This window comes from Runella sp. R0.1_18 (genome assembly GCF_057652155.1).
On record NZ_JBYFCK010000013.1, the window covers coordinates 94,674 to 111,445 of the forward strand.

The 16,772-nt window shown below is 46.0% G+C and carries 16 protein-coding genes and 2 tRNA genes; 12 read left to right on the forward strand and 6 right to left on the reverse strand.

Going from position 1 to position 16,772, the window contains the following annotated elements; translation table 11 throughout:
* The first annotated feature begins 56 nt into the window (after positions 1–56).
* Together AC23P2_RS20980 and AC23P2_RS20985 are read left to right on the forward strand one after the other, a co-directional pair.
* The gene (locus AC23P2_RS20980; protein WP_487775016.1) at positions 57–962 is read left to right on the forward strand and encodes a prohibitin family protein; all 906 of its coding nucleotides are present in this window, start codon (positions 57–59) and stop codon (positions 960–962) included.
* A gap of 131 nt (positions 963–1,093) precedes the next feature.
* Positions 1,094–1,639, forward strand: coding sequence for a Uma2 family endonuclease (locus AC23P2_RS20985; RefSeq protein WP_487775017.1), 546 nt, complete (start codon positions 1,094–1,096; stop codon positions 1,637–1,639).
* Between the two features lie 11 nt (positions 1,640–1,650).
* Here AC23P2_RS20985 and AC23P2_RS20990 read toward each other — a convergent pair whose 3' ends face one another.
* Complete coding sequence (locus AC23P2_RS20990; RefSeq protein ID WP_487775018.1) at positions 1,651–2,082, reverse strand: hypothetical protein; 432 nt, start codon at positions 2,080–2,082, stop codon at positions 1,651–1,653.
* 140 nt (positions 2,083–2,222) lie between these two features.
* On the opposite strand from AC23P2_RS20990, the gene nadA reads away from it, so the two are divergent.
* The 4 genes from nadA (at position 2,223) to AC23P2_RS21010 (ending at position 4,906) form a co-directional block, all read left to right on the forward strand.
* Complete coding sequence (gene nadA / locus AC23P2_RS20995; RefSeq protein WP_487775019.1) at positions 2,223–3,221, forward strand: quinolinate synthase NadA; 999 nt, start codon at positions 2,223–2,225, stop codon at positions 3,219–3,221.
* Positions 3,222–3,333: 112 nt separating this feature from the next.
* The gene (locus AC23P2_RS21000; protein ID WP_487775020.1) at positions 3,334–4,230 is read left to right on the forward strand and encodes a nucleotidyltransferase family protein; all 897 of its coding nucleotides are present in this window, start codon (positions 3,334–3,336) and stop codon (positions 4,228–4,230) included.
* A gap of 87 nt (positions 4,231–4,317) precedes the next feature.
* Entirely contained in the window at positions 4,318–4,527 is a 210-nt protein-coding gene (yidD, locus tag AC23P2_RS21005; protein WP_028526289.1) for a membrane protein insertion efficiency factor YidD, read from the forward strand.
* A gap of 88 nt (positions 4,528–4,615) precedes the next feature.
* Entirely contained in the window at positions 4,616–4,906 is a 291-nt protein-coding gene (locus tag AC23P2_RS21010; protein WP_487775021.1) for a hypothetical protein, read from the forward strand.
* Positions 4,907–5,384: 478 nt separating this feature from the next.
* On the opposite strand, the gene AC23P2_RS21015 is transcribed toward AC23P2_RS21010, so the two are convergent.
* A complete protein-coding gene (locus AC23P2_RS21015; protein ID WP_487775022.1) occupies positions 5,385–6,116 on the reverse strand; it encodes a hypothetical protein in 732 nt (243 codons plus the stop codon).
* A gap of 386 nt (positions 6,117–6,502) precedes the next feature.
* On the opposite strand from AC23P2_RS21015, the gene AC23P2_RS21020 reads away from it, so the two are divergent.
* The 5 genes from AC23P2_RS21020 (at position 6,503) to AC23P2_RS21040 (ending at position 12,833) form a co-directional block, all read left to right on the forward strand.
* Positions 6,503–7,339: a 1,4-dihydroxy-2-naphthoyl-CoA synthase gene (locus AC23P2_RS21020; RefSeq protein ID WP_487775023.1), complete on the forward strand. Its 837-nt coding sequence runs from the start codon at positions 6,503–6,505 to the stop codon at positions 7,337–7,339.
* Between the two features lie 73 nt (positions 7,340–7,412).
* On the forward strand, positions 7,413–9,896 hold the full coding sequence (locus AC23P2_RS21025; protein WP_487775024.1) for a bifunctional glycoside hydrolase family 9 protein/polysaccharide deacetylase: 2,484 nt from the start codon (positions 7,413–7,415) through the stop codon (positions 9,894–9,896).
* A gap of 65 nt (positions 9,897–9,961) precedes the next feature.
* A complete protein-coding gene (locus AC23P2_RS21030; RefSeq protein ID WP_487775025.1) occupies positions 9,962–11,413 on the forward strand; it encodes an APC family permease in 1,452 nt (483 codons plus the stop codon).
* 8 nt (positions 11,414–11,421) lie between these two features.
* Positions 11,422–12,729, forward strand: coding sequence for an MFS transporter (locus tag AC23P2_RS21035; RefSeq protein WP_487775026.1), 1,308 nt, complete (start codon positions 11,422–11,424; stop codon positions 12,727–12,729).
* Positions 12,730–12,758: 29 nt separating this feature from the next.
* Positions 12,759–12,833 (forward strand) — tRNA-Val (locus AC23P2_RS21040).
* Between the two features lie 54 nt (positions 12,834–12,887).
* On the opposite strand, the gene AC23P2_RS21045 is transcribed toward AC23P2_RS21040, so the two are convergent.
* Both AC23P2_RS21045 and AC23P2_RS21050 read right to left on the reverse strand, forming a co-directional pair.
* Positions 12,888–13,316, reverse strand: a complete 429-nt coding sequence (locus AC23P2_RS21045; protein WP_487775027.1) for an energy transducer TonB — start codon at positions 13,314–13,316, stop codon at positions 12,888–12,890.
* Between the two features lie 18 nt (positions 13,317–13,334).
* A complete protein-coding gene (locus tag AC23P2_RS21050) occupies positions 13,335–14,999 on the reverse strand; it encodes an amidase (protein ID WP_487775028.1) in 1,665 nt (554 codons plus the stop codon).
* Between the two features lie 200 nt (positions 15,000–15,199).
* On the opposite strand from AC23P2_RS21050, the gene AC23P2_RS21055 reads away from it, so the two are divergent.
* Positions 15,200–15,271, forward strand: a tRNA-Arg gene (locus tag AC23P2_RS21055).
* Between the two features lie 72 nt (positions 15,272–15,343).
* Here the strand turns inward: AC23P2_RS21055 and AC23P2_RS21060 are convergent.
* Both AC23P2_RS21060 and AC23P2_RS21065 read right to left on the reverse strand, forming a co-directional pair.
* Positions 15,344–15,976, reverse strand: a complete 633-nt coding sequence (locus AC23P2_RS21060) for an acetyltransferase (protein ID WP_487775029.1) — start codon at positions 15,974–15,976, stop codon at positions 15,344–15,346.
* 39 nt (positions 15,977–16,015) lie between these two features.
* Positions 16,016–16,729, reverse strand: a complete 714-nt coding sequence (locus tag AC23P2_RS21065) for a LysM peptidoglycan-binding domain-containing protein (protein ID WP_487775030.1) — start codon at positions 16,727–16,729, stop codon at positions 16,016–16,018.
* Positions 16,730–16,772 lie beyond the last annotated feature (43 nt).

The window sequence follows — 16,772 nt, forward strand, 5'->3', positions numbered from 1 at the left end:
ATAATCAGCGCAAGAAGCATGTACGTTTGTGCCGTAAATTTTAACCTCAAACTACTATGTTTCTGATAGTTATTGGTGCCATTGTTCTGATAGCAGGCTTTGCTATCAACACCCCTGCGTTGGCTTTTGCCAAATTTTCTCGTCCTGTTAAAACAATAGGTGTTATTGTGATGGTTATTGGTTTTCTTACGGCTTGTATCAAGCAAATTGATGCGGGTACGGTGGGAGTTCAATCTCTTTTTGGAAAAGTAAGTGATGGTATTCTAACGAGTGGGCTAAACTTCGTCAATCCGTTGGTAGATGTGGAGTCCATTGACGTAAAAACCCAAAACTACACGATGTCGGCAGTGCGCGATGAAGGCGACAAAGAAGGCGACGATGCGATTCGGGTGTTGACTTCGGACGGGTTGGAGGTCATCGTCGATTTGACGGTGCTTTACCGCGTGATTCCGACCGAAGCGCCTAAGATTTTGCGGGAAATTGGGCCTAATTACCAAGATAAAATTGTCCGCCCCGTTACCCGTACGCGCATCCGTGACAATGCCGTCAACTACGAAGCCGTAGCCTTGTATTCGAATAAACGTCAGCAGTTTCAAGACAAAATTTTTCAACAAATTGAGAAGGATTTTAAAGTACGGGGCTTGTTCCTAGAGAGCTTGCTGATTCGGAATATCAATTTGCCCGAGTCGGTTAAAAAGACGATTGAATCGAAAATTAACGCCGAGCAAGAATCGCAAAAAATGCAATTTGTCCTAAGTAAAGAAAAGCAAGAAGCGGAGCGGAAGCGCGTAGAAGCGCAAGGGATTTCTGACTACCAAAAGATTATTTCGGAAAGCCTCACCGACCGTCAGTTGCAATACGAACAAATTAAAGCCCAAAAAGAACTCGCGACCTCTCCAAACGCCAAAGTGGTGATTATGGGTGGGGGCAAAGGCGTGCCCGTGATTTTGGGAAATCAATAAGAAGAATCAAACTGACCGAATGTATAAATCTGTTGGTTGATTTTATATAGAACGAGTGTAAAAGTGGCTGGTTTCTCTTTTTGGAAATCAGCCACTTTGTTTTATTTTTGAGTAAAATAACTTCCAAACCAATGATTCAAGCAAAAGATACAGTAACCCTGCCCAAAACTTTGGAGGAATTTAAGGCTTGGGAACCAGCAGATGAATTCAAATACGAATGGAATGATGGTGAAGTCATCAAATTTGTTGGTATGAACAAAACACAATTTCACATTTTTGGAATACTGAATCGCTTTTTTATTTCAAAAGGCTATTGGCAAACTGGTACGTTCATTACTGAGCAGGATGTTCAATTGACAGGAATTCAAATGAGAAGACCTGATATTGCCTATTTTTCAATTGAGCAAGAAGGCAAAATGAGGCAAGGTGAAGACGAAATCCCCGAATTTTTGATTGAGATTATTTCTGGAAGCGACAATGCCTACAAAATAGAAGAAAAAATAACAGAATATTTCAAAGCGGGAGTTCGAGTAATGTGGTTGATTTATCCTGAAAATCAGATAATTCATGTTTATACCTCACGCAAGCAAGTACAAATCTGCACCGATGATGATATTTGTTCGGCCAAGCCTATTCTTCCCGAATTTGAGTTGAGTGTTAATGCCATTTTTGCTTGATACCAAAAGGTTTAAAAAAAGCTTCGAAATTCATACACTACCAAAGTAATAATTACCCCCAAAACTACGCCCCAAAATAACATTTGGGCAATGACTGTGAGACGCGGGACTTTGAACGACAAGGCTATCAATGTCCCCCCGATGGGCGTAAAAAGTAAGGGCGTCAGAAAGGCAATGCCCGTCATACCCGATTTTTTCCAGACCCGTACCGCTAACCGCGTTTGCTTACTAAACAGTGTTGGCTTTTGCTTGCGGTAGCGATTCATCAAGTGCTGGATGGCTGTTCCCAAAAACAAAAATATAACTACACTGAGCATCATCCCGACTACGGTGCAAAGGGCTGTTTCCCACCATTGCAAGCCCAAAGCCACGCCCGTAATAGGCCCTGCCACAAACTTTACCATACTAGCAAGCACGACCGAAATGTATTTTGCCCAAGGCATAATGAGAAAGGATTTAATTGATTTTTGGGATTTAAAGCGGCAAAATAGCGCTTGTTATGGGATGAACAACTTAAATTCAAAAAAATCTGCTTAAAAGCAAACAACAAATTGTGTAAGTTTGAGCCAAATATGAGTTGAAAATGGAAATTCTCGAACAAGTAAAAAAATACGGATACGTGCGCGAAACCGCCGCACCTGACCTAGATTTGGTTGCTGAAATCAACCGACTTCGTAAAGAAAAAAACGCCGTTATTTTGGCGCACTACTACGTGGATGGCGCGATTCAAGACCTTGCTGATTATATTGGCGATAGCCTTGGTTTGTCGCAACAAGCCGCTAGTACGCCTGCCGACATGATTGTGTTTTGTGGGGTGCATTTTATGGGAGAAACGGCCAAAATCCTCAGCCCAGAGAAAAAGGTGGTCATCCCTGACTTGAACGCGGGTTGCTCGCTCGCCGATTCGGCGCCTGCGGATAAATTTGCGGCGTTCAAGGCGCAATATCCTGACCACTTGGTGCTTTCGTACATCAACTGCTCGGCTGAAATTAAGGCATTGTCGGACATCATTGTGACGTCGTCCAACGCCGTGAAGATTGTAGAACAGTTGCCCAAAGACCAGAAAATCATCTTTGCGCCCGATGCCAACTTAGGCCGTTACGTAGCCAAAAAAACGGGCCGTGACATGGTGCTCTGGGACGGTGCGTGTATTGTTCACGTGGACATTTCGGAGGCAAAATTGAAGGCATTGCGCGAAAAATACCCGAAGGCGTTGTTGGTTGCCCACCCCGAATGTAAAGACAATATCTTGCTTCAAGCCGATTTTGTAGGCTCTACCACGGCGATTTTGAAGTTTGTGAGTGAAAGTGCTCACGATGAGTTTATTGTGGCGACCGAAGCGGGGATTTTGCACAAAATGAAGCAAGCGGCGGCTGGAACAGGCAAAAAAATTATTCCTGCCCCTGCCACCGAAAACAATACCTGCGCGTGCAGCGAGTGTCCGTACATGAAGATGAATACGGTGGAAAAACTGTACAACGCACTTTTGTACGAACAACCCGAAATCAACGTCCCTGAAGATATTCGCTTGAGAGCCTACGAGTCGGTAGATAGAATGCTGGAAATGAGCAAAAATCTTTAAAAGAGTGTCGAATGTAAAGTGCAAAGTGTCGAATATGAACTCACTCGACATTCTGCACTCTACCTTCGACATTGAATGCCTGGTATCTCCTCAACTAAGTTATTATAAAAAAATGAAACCCACCCTCTTAATTCTTGCGGCTGGTATGGGAAGCCGTTATGGCGGTATCAAACAGCTTGACCAATTTGGCCCCAACGGCGAAACAATTATTGATTATTCTCTCTACGACGCCATTCGCGCGGGATTTGGCAAGATTGTCTTTATCATCCGCGAAGAGCTAAAAAACGATTTTGAAGAAATTTTTGGCCCTAAACTTCGGGGAAAAATTGACTACGATTACGCCATTCAAGGGTTTCAAAGCTACGTGCCCGAAGAACTAGGGACGATTGAGCGCTCAAAACCTTGGGGAACAGGTCACGCCATGTTGTGCGGATGGGAACAAACCCAAACGCCTTTTGCCATCATCAATGCCGATGACTTTTATGGTCTCGAAGCGTTTCAATTGGTAGCGGAGTTTTTGACTACGAGCGCCGACGACACGGAGCACACCCTCATTGCTTACCAAGTGCAAAAGACGCTTTCCGAAAACGGAACGGTGTCGCGTGGGGTGTGTGAAGTAAACGAAGAGGGCTACCTCGACGTAGTGACCGAGCGTACCAAAATTTTCCCGCAAGACGGAAAGATTTTTTTCGATGAAAGCGGTGAGCTTACGGAATTGACCCCTGAAACCCCCGTTTCGATGAATTTTTGGGGTTTTAAACCTTCGGTGTTTCCGATTACCAACGAATTGTTTGCCGATTATGCACGCCACAACTACAACGCACCCAAAGCGGAGTTTTATATTCCCGTGGTAGCAACGCACCTTATCAAGAGCGGCAAAGGAAAGCTAAAAGTAATTCCTAACGCCTCAGAATGGTTTGGCGTGACCTACCCAGAAGACAAACCGACGGTGCAGTCAGCCCTCCAAAAACTACACGAAGACGGGAAATACCCGAATCAGTTGTGGTAACCTCACCCTAAATCCCTCTCCAAAAAGGAGAGGGACTTGGAAAATTAAAACGAAAAACAATATTCCCCCATTGGGGGCTAGGGGGCAATGAAAACCATCCTTATCTTTTTTGTGCGGGCGTATCAGGTGATGTTGTCGCCGTATTTGCCCAACTCGTGCCGATACTCTCCGACCTGCTCTCAGTACATGATTGAGGCAGTGCAAAAGCACGGTGTACTGAAAGGCGGTTGGTTAGGGCTCAAGCGTATTGGCCGCTGCCATCCTTGGGGTGGCCACGGCCATGATCCCGTACCTTAGCAGCTTCCCGAAAGTTTTATTACTTTCGGGAAGTTTTGTTTTTGGGCATAAAAAAAAATAAAATGAAATACCCGCGCCGATACGACCCATGGATTATCGTGCCTACGAAGTAGAAATACGCGAATTGTGGTTGGATGTGTTTGAAGACGAGCTTCGTGCGTTGCATCAGGCGGGATTTGTTCACCGCGACTTAAAGCGTCCTTCTGACATTGGAGGGCTGGCTTTTGATAATATTTTGTTGACCGAACAAGGACTTCGTCTTATTGATGTGGGTATCTCAGCCCTGCGCCCGCAAGTGGGGGAGGTGATTTTTGAGAAACAGGTAGAAATTGAGTTACAGGAAATGCGGATATTTAGGGACTATTTTTTGAATCGTTGATGTAGGTTCGGAAAATCCCGATAGCGCGAGGCCCTGCCTCGTGATAATTATTGAAAGGCTTCTAGCCTTTTTGTTGACTTAGCTAGGCTGGAAGCCTCTTAATACTTCGCAGGGGGAGAGTACGCTCACGTCATCGGCGGATTTTTATCTTCTATCCCGATAGCGCGAGGCTATGCCTCGTGATAATTATTGAAAGGCTTCTAGCCTTTTTGTTGACTTAGCTTGGCTGGGAGCCTCTTAATACTTCGCAGGGGGAGTACGCTCACGTCATCGGCGGATTTTTATCTCTATCACCACGGTTTTTTCATGTACTGACTAGTTGGGGCGATGCACTCTTCGGATTTGGAGCTACAGCCGACAAATAAAACAGCAATCATGAAAAAAGCAGCAAGGTGTTTGAACATAAATAAATGGTTAAATGAAATGAATTATTGAATGTGTTGGGGGTCATGAAATATTGATGAACGGGTTTTGATAATCACTCTAAAATAGGATTTTTCAAAGGCTTTATATCTTTTAAATCCTCATAGACTTTATCAAAAACGCGTAGCATTCGCTTTCCATCTTCTTCTTCCGTTGCCCACTCCACCAGTGTGCCTCTGACGAGCTGATAGATTTGCTCATAATTAGGATTGCCTGCTAACTTGGCAATAATGAGTTTGTGAAATTCAATACTATATCCTATTGGCTCAATTTCTCCGAAGTATTTAAATTTTAGAAGTTTGGCATTAATCTTCTGATCTAACCACCTTACATCTCTCGACTTTTCCAAAACGGGCATCAATAGATTTTCATACTGCCATTTGAACTCTTCAAAATATTGTTCTATGTCCTCTTTCTCGTGGTTTTTCCTTATTAAATCAGCCCCACCATACATCATGGCATCGTCAGGATATTTTTCATATTTTTTATCAATGGCTGTGGAATGGACTCCTATTGTAGGTACATCAGGAGTCAATGAATACCCCATTATCTCATAATATTTCTCCAAGTGTTTTTCAATGTCATTATATCCTCTGACGAGAACATATTTTATACTACAACCATGAAATAATTCGGAAACATCAAAAGTAATTCTATCAAAACCAAAAGGGAGTAATCGGGTAAATACATAAGCAGGGGCTTCTGCCAAATGCTCAAAACCTTGGCTTTTGAGGTAGTTGGTTGCTATCTCAATTAGGTATTTTTCTGTGTCTTCAAAATGTACCATATCAAAAAGATTTTTGATTTATTTCTATACGTCGTACCAGATTTACTTGGCCCCCCCCCAATAGCGGAGGCTCTGCCTCGTGATAATTATAAAAAAGCTGCTAGCTTTTTTATTGACTCAGCTAGGCTTGGAAGCCTCTTAATACTTTGCACGAGCGGTACGCTCGCGCTATCGGGGGTACTGAAACAACGCCCAAAGAACGATGATTATTTGTACGATTTAGAAACGTTTACCCGAAAAGTAGGTAAAGAAGAGCACCTACCCAAGCAAAACCAACCAACGAAAAGATACGCCCTAAATAACATCCTAGCTAGAAAAACAGCGCTTTGGACAAGGATTCGGAAAAATCAAAACCGACAAGCATATTTGTAGAAAAAACTACGACTATGCCAAACTGGATTACGGCCAAAGAATACACCGATATTACCTACAAAAAATGCGACGGAGTGGCACGCATTGCCTTCAACCGTCCCGAAGTGCGCAACGCCTTCCGCCCCAAAACGACCTTTGAACTCCTCAATGCTTTTGAAGATGCCACCCACGATCCCAAGGTAGGGGTGGTGTTGCTATCGGGTGAAGGGCCTTCTCCCAAAGATGGGATTTGGGCGTTTTGTTCGGGAGGGGATCAAAAAGCCCGCCAAAAAGGAGGCTACCGCGCCGAAGATGGCCGCGACCGCCTCAATATTTTGGAAGTACAGCGCCAAATTCGCTTTATGACCAAGCCCGTCATTGCGGTAGTGCCAGGGTGGGCCGTAGGAGGGGGGCACAGCCTTCACGTAGTCTGCGATTTGACGTTAGCGAGTAAAGAACACGCTATTTTTAAACAAACCGACGCCGACGTGGCAAGTTACGACGCGGGCTATGGTTCGGCCTATTTGGCGCGGATGATTGGCCAGAAACGCGCCCGCGAAATCTTCTTTTTGGGGCGGAGTTATTCGGCGCAAGAGGCTTTTGAAATGGGCATGGTCAACGCCGTGGTGCCACACGATGAATTGGAAGATACGGCTTTCCAATGGGCGCAGGAGATTTTAGGAAAAAGCCCCATGGCCATTCGGATGTTGAAATTTGCGTTTAACCTCGTTGATGATGGGCTCGTAGGGCAACAGCTTTTCGCGGGAGAAGCCACGCGTTTGGGCTATATGACCGAAGAGGCACAAGAAGGGCGTGACGCGTTCCTCGAAAAACGTAAACCGAATTGGGATAAGTTTGAGCGGTTTTCGTAAAAAAACTATAATCAAACCTATAAGGTTTTTAAAACCTTATAGGTTTCGAGTTTTTATTACACTTCTTCAACTCATGAAAAAACTCTTCCTTCTTTTACTCCTTGGGTGCAGCATCGCGAGCAACACACTACTTGCTCAAACCTCGTGGATACGTATCAATCAACTGGGATACTTGCCCAATTCAACCAAAGTCGCGGTGTTGGTCAGTAAAGAATGGCCCACTATTTCATCGTTTGACGTATGCGAAGCCCTCACCGACAAAGTTGTTTGGTCGTCGAAATCGGTGAAAACGTATGGCGCCTATGCGGCGTTTAAGTCAGGATTTCGACTCAATTTCAGCGCTTTCAAAAAAACGGGAGCCTATTATCTTCGCGCTGCGGGCGTACGTTCGCCCAATTTCCGAATTGCCAACAACGTCTATGACGGTACGGCCGATTTTGTGTTGAAATACATGCGTCAACAACGCAGCGGCTATAATCCTTTTCTCAAAGATTCCTGCCATCGTCAAGACGGCTACATCATTTATCACCCCGATTCTACCAAAAACGGTACGTTTATGGACGCGTCGGGTGGATGGCACGACGCGTCGGACTATTTGCAGTACGTCACTACCTCGGCCAATGCGACTTACCAATTGTTGTTTGCGTACCAACAAAACCCCCAATCTTTTGGTGATAAACACGATGCTTGGGGGCATCCTAAACCCAACGGTATTCCAGACGTTTTGGACGAAGCCAAGTGGGGGCTGGATTGGTTGGTAAAAATGAATCCAGAAAAAGAGGTTATGTACAACCAATTGGCCGACGACCGCGACCACGCAGGAATGCGTTTGCCCAACAAAGACGTCATTGTTTATAACCCCAATTGGGGATTAGGCCGTCCCGTTTACCGCGTAACTGGTCAACCACAAGGACTTTTTAAGTACAAAAACCGCACAACGGGAGTGGCTTCCACGGCGGGTAAGTACGCGTCTGCTTTTGCGTTGGGAAGCCAAGTGTTAGCCAAGTATTATCCGACATTTGCCGAAAAATTGCTACAAAAGGCCAAGGAAGCGTATGAGTACGGCAAACGCTTTCCTGGGGTGTGTCAAACCGCACCAGGGCGTGCTCCGTATTTTTACGAGGAAGACAATTACGTGGACGATATGGAGTTGGCGGCAGCGCAGTTGGCACAAACTACGACGGCGGGTACGACGCTTTGGAAAGAAGCGGCGGCGTTTGGACGCCAAGAACCCAGCACTCCGTGGATGGGTGCCGACACGGCCAAACATTATCAGTGGTATCCGTTTGTGAATTTAGGGCATTATTGGTTGTCGAAACACACCAACGCGATGCAAGCGGAGTTTCGTCAGTTCATGAAATTGGGAATAGATAAAGTAAAAGCGCGGGGAGAAAACAATCCTTTTTTGAATGGAGTGCCGTTTATTTGGTGTTCTAACAACTTGACTGTCGGTATTTTAACCCAGCTTCACCTTTACCGTAACCTTACCCAAGATGGGCAATACGAAGAAATAGAAGCCGCCATGCGCGATTGGTTGTTTGGCTGTAACCCGTGGGGAACGAGTATGATTTGCGGTTTACCCGAAGGAGGCGATTGGCCCAATGACCCACATTCGGCGTTTACACATTTGTATAATTACCGCATTGACGGTGGATTGATAGACGGGCCTATTTACGGTAGTATTTTTGGTAAACTAATTGGAATTACCCTGTACAGCCCCGACGAATACGCTGATTTTCAGTCGAAATTGGTGGTGTATCACGATGATTACGGTGATTATTCGACCAACGAACCGACCATGGACGGCACGGCGAGTTTGAGTTATATCTTGTCGGCGTACCAAAAAGAAGGTCAGTCGTACGTGAAAAATGGCTTACAAGAGCCACAAGGTGCGTGGGTGCGGATGGATACTACTCAAAAGCAGGTGTATTTGACCTTTACGGGGCACGAGTTTGGGGAAGGAAATCTGAGTGTACTGGATGCTTTGAAGCAACACAATGCGAAGGCTTCCTTCTTTCTGACGGGAGATTTTTTACGAAACCCGACGTTCAAACCAGCCATTAAAAGGATGTTACAAGAGGGACATTACGTAGGAATGCACTCCGACAAACACCTGCTGTATTGCGATTGGGGAAAACGTGATTCGTTGTTGGTCACCCAAGCGCAATTTGAAAAAGACCTTCGCGATAATTTTGCTGAATTGGCCAAATTGGGGCTGCGTCCTGAGCAAACTTCTGTATTCATGCCCCCGTACGAATGGTATAATGCCGTTACCAACGACTGGGCGTCGCACTTGGGACTCACTTTAGTAAACTTTACGCCAGGGACAGGAACCAACGCAGACTACACCTGGCCCGAACTCCCCAACTACCGTACCAGTCAGCAGCTTTACGACCGACTAATGTATGCGGAAAAGACGTCGGCAAATGGTTTGAACGGGGCGATTGTACTCATCCATAGTGGGAGAGACCCTCGCCGCACTGATAAATTTTACACGTTACTTCCCCAGTTACTAAAAGACCTCAAAGCCAAAGGGTATCGTTTTGGGAGGTTTTGATTAGGAGTGATTCTTTCAATAATATCTTTATATTTGCCTCAAAACCTAACCTTCACGTTTTCCACATGTCTGATTCTACTTCTGCGCGATTTAAACAGTCGCTAGGGTTGCTCGATGCAACTATGCTGGTCTCTGGTGCCATGATTGGCTCTGGTATTTTTATTGTGAGTGCCGATATGTCCCGAAACGTCGGTTCTACAGGATGGCTTTTGCTGACTTGGCTCGTTACGGGATTAGTCACGGTGGCGGCCGCTTTGAGTTACGGAGAGCTGGCGGGGATGATGCCCAGAGCAGGGGGGCAATACATTTACATTCAGCGGGCGTTTGGGCCGTTGTTAAGTTTCGTCTATGGCTGGACGGTTTTTATGGTCATCCAAACAGGGACGATTGCGGCGGTAGCCGTGGCTTTTACAAAATTCTCTGCGGTGTTTTTTCCCATTCTTAATCCAGAAAATATCCTTGTTACCCTTGGCTCTATCAAGGTATCGGTAGGGTCGCTGTATGCCATTGCGAGTATTATTTTGCTTACTTTTATCAATACCAAAGGGATTCAGAGCGGCAAAATGATTCAAAATACCTTTACCATGGCCAAATTGGTGGCCTTATTTGGACTCATTGTGGTAGGACTTGGTTATGGTTTTAAAAGTGGGATGTTGTCCCAAAATTTTGAAAACGCGTGGGATGCTTCAAAGGCAACCAACGAAGGTGGCATCACTGCCATCGGAGGCATGGCGTTGGTGATGGCTTTGGGGGTGTCGATGATTGGCTCGTTGTTTTCGTCGGATGCGTGGAACAACGTAACCTTTATCGCGGGCGAAATCAAAGACCCTAAGCGGAATATTCCGCGTAGTTTGTTTTTAGGAACACTTATCGTAACCGTCATTTATTTATTGGCCAACCTTGCTTATTTGAGTATTCTCCCGCTGAAAGGTAGTCCCGACGGCGCCGATGTACTAGCTAAAGGGATTCAATTTGCGGACTACGACCGCGTAGCTACGGCAGCCATGTCAGTGATTTTTAGCGATTCGGCGGCAGGAATCATGGCAGCACTCATTATGATTTCGACGTTTGGTTGTAACAATGGCCTTATTTTGGCGGGTGCTCGTTTGTATTACGCCATGGCGGAAGATGGCCTTTTCTTGAAACAAGCCTCTACCCTCAACGAAAACGGCGTACCTGCCAAAGCGCTTTGGTTGCAGTGTTTGTGGGCGAGTTTGTTGTGTCTCTCGGGCACGTACGGCGAACTTCTCAACTACTGCACCTTTGGTTCGTTGTTGTTTTACATGGTTACTATCGCAGGTATTTTTGTGCTTCGCCGCAAAGAACCCAATACTGAGCGCCCTTACAAAGCGGTTGGTTATCCGTTGGTGCCCATTTTGTACCTCGTTGTTACATTTGGTATTTGTTTGATTTTGTTGATTGATGACAAAACCCGTTTTGATACTGGCATGGGGCTATTGATTGCAGCGATTGGCGTGCCCGTGTATTATTTTACAACGAAAACAAGAAAGGCTTAACTCTATTTATGGAAAAGAATAAACCCTCCATCCTGAACGCATGGTGCATGTACGACTGGGCCAATTCCGTCCATGCGCTGGTGATTGTATCGGCAATTTTTCCCATTTATTTTAGCAATACCGCCGTCAATGCGCAAGGTGGTCCCGACGTGGAGTTTTTGGGGGTGACTGTCAACAACTCGGCGTTATTTTCCTTTGCCGTATCGTTTGCGTTTCTGTTTATTGCGGTCATCAACCCAATCTTGGGGGCGATTGCCGACTTTAGTGGGAAGAAAAAGCGCTTTATGCAGTTTTTTGTGTACTTGGGTGCTTTGAGTTGTTTAGGGTTGTATTTTTTTGATCGTGAGCACCTTACCACTGGTGTTTTAGCCTTTACACTTTCACTCATTGGCTGGTCGGGGAGTATTGTTTTTTACAATGCCTATCTTCCCGAAATCGCTACCGAAAACCGTTTCGACAAGCTCTCTGCCCGTGGTTTTACGATGGGCTACGTAGGAAGCGTCCTGTTGTTGGTTTTTAACCTAACCATGCTCATCAAACCCGAATGGTACGGGGGTATTGACTCAGGAACGGCCTGCCGTATTTCGTTTGTGACGGTGGCCGTGTGGTGGATTGGGTTTTCGCTTATCCCGTTTTACTATTTACCTAATGGTACACCTTCCACCGAAGAGCGTACGGGCGGATGGATTTGGAATGGATTTCGAGAACTGAAGAAAGTGCTTTTAGAGCTCAACCATTTGCCCATTACCAAACGCTTTTTGGTTTCTTTTTTCTTTTACAATATGGGTGTTCAAACCGTGATGTACATCGGGACGTTGTTTGGAAGCAACGAACTTCATTTACCTGACAATGCACTGATTGTGACCATTTTGTTGTTGCAAATCTTGGCGATTGTTGGGGCTTACTGTGCGGCGGTTTTGTCGGGAAAATGGGGGAATACGAAGACCATTGCGCTGATTTTATTCATCTGGATTGGTGTGTGTGTATCGGGCTATTTTGTTTATACCGAACTGGAGTTTTATGGCTTGGCTGCCATGATTGGTTTTGTAATGGGAGGTGTTCAATCGCTTTCGCGCTCTACTTATGCCAAGCTTTTACCCGAAAATACAACCGATACGGCTTCGTACTTTAGCTTTTACGACGCTTGCGACAAGTTTTCAACATTTCTTGGAACAACCATTTTCGGGATTATTACCCAACTTTCGGGAATGCGTAACAGTCTTTTGTTCTTGGCGGTGATTTTTGTGCTGGGTCTTTTGATTTTGCGTAGAATCCCTTCGCAAAAAATTTACCGAACTCCCTTGAGTGGTACATAAAGTTGCTATATTTGTGGCCGAAACCTGCTAGGATCTTAGCTCAGTTGGTTCAGAGCGCTGCCTTGACAGGGCAGAGGTCATCGGTTCGAGCCCGTTAGGTCCTACAAAAACCCTCAAAACACGCTGTTTTGAGGGTTTTTTATTGATGAATAATGCGATTATTCCCCTTTTTTTACAAACGAGACCGTATAATACGTTACCACATTGACGTCCTTGCCGCGTACCGTGCCAGGCTTCCATTTCAACGGAATTTCTTTTAACAGTCGTTGTGCTTCGCTGTCGAACGGATCCCCAATACCGCGCCAAACCATTGGTTTAAGCGCATTTCCTTGGTCATCAACCGTGAGCACCAACGTTACTTTTTCAACACCTTTGAGGGCTGCTGCTGCTTGGAGTTGTTTATTATGTTCGTACAGCCATTGTTCAAAGGCCGCTTTATCAACTGGCTCAGGTTTGGTGCTCAACTCTCTATCATCTTCTTTATAAACGGCCCGAACTTGCCCTTTGGAGGCCGATTGAGTGGGTGCGCATGATTTGAACGTAATAGCAACCACGAAAAGACTAAAAACGAACGCAGCTTTCATCATTAGGGTTAAGTTTTGTAATTACAATTTAGGGTGTTGTTTGTGCCAAGTAGTGGCATCTTGATATACTTTAGCGACGGCCAACAGCTTGGCTTCGGCATACAGTTGGGCACTGAACGTAATGCTGGTTGGCATACGGTTGCGGTTGAAACCGTTTGGTACACAGATACTTGGGTGTCCCGATAAGTTGGTGTATGTAAGGTTGCCACCTGCATAAGTGGGTGTAATATACACGTCGATTTTCTCTTTTTTGAGGACTTGGTACAAATCTTGAATCATTTTGCTACGAACGCGCTGGGCCTGTACGTACTCAATAGCAGGAATGTATCGAGCCGAACGGAACTCGTTAGGCCACGCATTTTTACCCTGACGAACCATTTGATCGTCTTTGTTGCTCAATGTAAGTTCGTCAAACGCGGCGCCACCTTCTACCCCAATCGTGATGGTAAGATCACCAACGGGATACGACGGGAGTTCAAACGGCACCAACTCTGCCCCAAGCTGACGAAGTTTGGCAAGCGTTAAAGAGTCGTTGGCGCGGTTGGGATAATTGGATTCAAACGCTTTTTTCAAATAACCGATGCGGGTGCCTTTGAGCGTGGCAAGTGGGGCATAATTGAATGGTAAATCCCGAACGGTGGCGTCTCTGCCGTCGGGGCCAACGATGGCATTAAACACCAGCGCACAATCCTCGACCGAACGAGTCATGGGGCCAATTTTGTCCATGCTCCAGCTCAACGCCATCGCGCCAAAGCGACTCACCCGTCCAAAGGTAGGGCGCAGTCCCGTAACACCGTTGACGGTTGATGGCGAAACGATAGAACCTAACGTTTCGGTTCCGATGGCAAACGGCAAACAGCCCGCCGATACTGCCGAGCCCGACCCTGCCGAAGAACCACTTGCCCCCGTTTTGGTATTCCAAGGGTTGCGGGTCATACCTTCAAACCAGACGTCACCCCAGGCAAACTCGCCTACCGACATTTTTGCCACTAAAACCGCTCCCGCTTTTTCGAGGCGCGCAATAACTGTAGCGTCGTAGGGCAATTGTTGATTTTTATAAATATTTGAGCCCCACGTGGTCGGATATCCTGTTTTGGCCAATAAATCTTTAGCGCCGTACGGAATTCCGTGCAGCGGCCCGCGGTACTTACCTGCCTTGATTTCGGCATCGGCCTGCGCGGCTTGTTTGAGGGCTAAATCTTCGGTGAGGGTAATGACATTAAGCAGGGTGGGGCGGTATTTTTTGAGGCGTTCAAGAAAAAATGTTGTTAGCTCCACCGACGTTATTTGCTTGCTACGAATCAGTGCTCCTAATTCAGCCACGGTATAAAATGCCAAACTATCGCGGTTTTGAGGCAAAGCCATTTTTCCTACGACACTGGCCTGAAAAGGCTTTTTTGTTTTTTCAAACTCAAATCCAACGGGAACAGGGTCAAAAAGCAATGCTGGAGCAACGTCGTTGGTAAGTGGCACTTTACGAACGCGCTCAAAACCTTTGAATTGGTCGTTGAGGTTGTCGAGCATGGAATCTCGTTCGGCGGCCGAAAATTCGATTCCAAATACCTTAGAGGCGTAATTGGCGATGTCGGCGGTAATGGGTGCTTCGGCAGGTCGGTAGGCCGTTCCCAGCAAAAAGCTGCCTGTACAAGCAGCAATAACCCCTAAGGGAAGTAAAAGTTTTCTCATTGATTTTTAGGTTGATGGTAAAGTAGAACTAATAATAGCAACGATTAAAGCCCGAATGGTGTTTGCAATTTAGTACAAATCTGTATATTTGCAGCCCGATTCACTCAAAATGCGCCCGTAGTTCAATGTGCGGAAGGCCGCCCCAAAGAATTATGGTTTCCGATATCAACGATAGGTATCTATGTCATTTTGAAATTTTTGCGCCCGTAGTTCAATGGATAGAATTTTGGTTTCCGGTACCAACGATAGGGGTTCGAGTCCCTTCGGGCGCACATTTAGCCAAACATAAAAGAGGCTCTCTGACTTATCAGAGAGCCTCTTTTATGTTTGGCTTTTATAAGAAGTTACACTTTCTTCGCAGGGTTTCCGAATACTCTTCCGCCCGCAGGGACGCTTTCGACCACCACTGAACCAGCACCTACACTTGCTCCTTGGCCGATGGTCACTCCCGCGATGATGGTTACGCCTGAGCCAATGAAGGCGTCGTTTTCAATCGTTACGTTGCTTCCAACGACGCTTCCTGCGCCAATATTCACAAAGTCGCCTACTTCGGCACCGTGTTCTACGATGGCTCCCGTTTGGAGGATGCTGTGACTACCCACTTTGGCGGTAGCGTTAACGACGCTTCGTGGTGCAAACAAATTTCCGTGGCCAATTTCGGACAATGCCGAAATAACCGCCGTATCGTGAATGGCATTGACAGGCATCACGTGGCGGCGCTCGTTGAGCATTTCGACGAGGTCGCGACGGATAGTCCGTTCTTCGATGGCCACAAACGCTTCACATTTTTTGCCAATAAGTTTTAAAAAACCGTCGTCGTCGGTATTGCCTAAAACTGAGTATTCTCCGATTTCGCTGCCGTGAAGTGTGGCATCGTCATCGAGCAAGCCATACACAACAACATTATTACGTTGAAAAATATCTAAGGCAACAAGCCCTAAGCCTTTTGCCCCAAAAATAAGAACTGGATTTTCCATAAATGATTTTCAGATGATTTCTGGATGCGGCCGCCTTCGCTATTTCTTTTCAGGAAATGGAATAATGAGCTTTTCGCCGCGTGCAGTGATGTTTTGGGTCTTTTTGTTGGCGGCCATGAGTTGCTCTACAGTCACTCCATATTTGGCAGCTACCACCCGTAAAATATCGCCTGGGCCAACGGTATGAACCGCCTGTACCCGAATTTTAATTTTGGTTACGCCAGATTTGACGTCTTTGCTTTCGTCCTGAATATTTGGATTGTTACCTTTGAGCGTAGTGCCACGCACATTGTAGCGATTGGCAATACCATAAAATGTTTCTCCTGCCTGAACAACGTGCGTGATTTCAATTCCACCAGGGTCAACGGCCACGGGTTTGGGCTTTTCATCTGGTTTTTCTTCTGTTTTTTTAGGCGTTTCTTCCTCTTCTGGGCGTGGCGTAGCGGTTGCTAATTCTTCGTCCGCAGCGGGTGCAGGTGTCGATTTATCGTCGATAGCAACATCAGCGTTTTCGGTCTGCTCAGTGGGCGCAACAGCCGCGGGGTCTGTATTTTCAGGTACAGGCTGAAGCTCACGGGCGTTAGGGTCAACGGGCGTGTTTAAGAGCTGGTCCACGTCGGCGGCATCGTCGGCGATATACTCATAGCCAACATAAAGTAGCCCAGCAATCATCGCAACCAAAACAAGTAAAGAGATGTAGGGTAGTTTAGAAGCCTCGTCAGGACGGCGGTTTCTATTTTCGTTTTCAGACATGTGTATTAAAAAAAAGTTGAGAACATTTGAGGATACTTCCGAT

Coding starts and splice junctions, on each gene's coding strand:
- AC23P2_RS21025 (WP_487775024.1), top strand. CDS start 7,413: ATGAAAAAACTCTTCCTTCTTTTACTCCTTGGGTGCAGCATCGCGAGC.
- AC23P2_RS20985 (WP_487775017.1), top strand. CDS start 1,094: ATGATTCAAGCAAAAGATACAGTAACCCTGCCCAAAACTTTGGAGGAA.
- AC23P2_RS21050 (WP_487775028.1), bottom strand. CDS start 14,999: ATGAGAAAACTTTTACTTCCCTTAGGGGTTATTGCTGCTTGTACAGGC.
- AC23P2_RS21015 (WP_487775022.1), bottom strand. CDS start 6,116: ATGGTACATTTTGAAGACACAGAAAAATACCTAATTGAGATAGCAACC.
- AC23P2_RS21065 (WP_487775030.1), bottom strand. CDS start 16,729: ATGTCTGAAAACGAAAATAGAAACCGCCGTCCTGACGAGGCTTCTAAA.
- AC23P2_RS21035 (WP_487775026.1), top strand. CDS start 11,422: ATGGAAAAGAATAAACCCTCCATCCTGAACGCATGGTGCATGTACGAC.
- AC23P2_RS20980 (WP_487775016.1), top strand. CDS start 57: ATGTTTCTGATAGTTATTGGTGCCATTGTTCTGATAGCAGGCTTTGCT.
- AC23P2_RS21000 (WP_487775020.1), top strand. CDS start 3,334: ATGAAACCCACCCTCTTAATTCTTGCGGCTGGTATGGGAAGCCGTTAT.
- nadA (WP_487775019.1), top strand. CDS start 2,223: ATGGAAATTCTCGAACAAGTAAAAAAATACGGATACGTGCGCGAAACC.
- AC23P2_RS21020 (WP_487775023.1), top strand. CDS start 6,503: ATGCCAAACTGGATTACGGCCAAAGAATACACCGATATTACCTACAAA.
- AC23P2_RS21030 (WP_487775025.1), top strand. CDS start 9,962: ATGTCTGATTCTACTTCTGCGCGATTTAAACAGTCGCTAGGGTTGCTC.
- yidD (WP_028526289.1), top strand. CDS start 4,318: ATGAAAACCATCCTTATCTTTTTTGTGCGGGCGTATCAGGTGATGTTG.
- AC23P2_RS21045 (WP_487775027.1), bottom strand. CDS start 13,316: ATGATGAAAGCTGCGTTCGTTTTTAGTCTTTTCGTGGTTGCTATTACG.
- AC23P2_RS21060 (WP_487775029.1), bottom strand. CDS start 15,976: ATGGAAAATCCAGTTCTTATTTTTGGGGCAAAAGGCTTAGGGCTTGTT.
- AC23P2_RS20990 (WP_487775018.1), bottom strand. CDS start 2,082: ATGCCTTGGGCAAAATACATTTCGGTCGTGCTTGCTAGTATGGTAAAG.
- AC23P2_RS21010 (WP_487775021.1), top strand. CDS start 4,616: ATGGATTATCGTGCCTACGAAGTAGAAATACGCGAATTGTGGTTGGAT.